The sequence below is a fragment of the Bacillus sp. L75 genome (assembly GCF_003676355.1).
Classification (GTDB): Bacteria; Bacillota; Bacilli; order Bacillales; family Bacillaceae; genus Bacillus; species Bacillus velezensis.
Window position 1 is genome coordinate 1 of sequence record NZ_ML064958.1, and the last position, 451, is coordinate 451.

General features: G+C 38.4%; 2 protein-coding genes. Both read left to right on the forward strand.

What is annotated here, in order from left to right:
* Nucleotides 1-251: hypothetical protein (locus tag D5S11_RS20005; RefSeq protein WP_164833866.1), on the forward strand; the 251-nt coding region annotated here is incomplete at its 5' end.
* 13 nt (nt 252-264) lie between these two features.
* Nucleotides 265-451: hypothetical protein (locus D5S11_RS20110; protein ID WP_206504718.1), on the forward strand; the 187-nt coding region annotated here is incomplete at its 3' end.

Sequence of the window (451 nt, forward strand, 5' to 3'; positions counted from 1 at the left end):
AGTTGCTTGCAGATAAAGGCTGGGCAAGCGTTAAACCATCCAGTGAAATGATAAACTTTAATTTCGATGAGGATGCACTGCCACACATTCAAGCAGCTCAAGTAATGAAAGCGGCAGCAGAGGGCAGAATACCTCCTGATATAGCTAACACTTTTATACAATCAATTAAAGCCATGATTGATATAGAAGAATACACCGACTTAAAAACAAGAATAGAAAACTTAGAAAAGGTTTTAGCTGGTGAGTCTTAAGCGTAGGTTAGCATTGTTAGAGCCACAGATACTTGCACAGGCTGGGCAGTTAGAGCATTCTGTTTATGGTATTGTTGATAGGGTTGATAAGATAGATGGTGAGTTAGTTCCTAACATAATAAGAAGATGGAAGGGTACTATTGGTGATATGTCACCTAGTGATGAAGATCCTACAATTTTATTGATAGAAAAACTCGAGC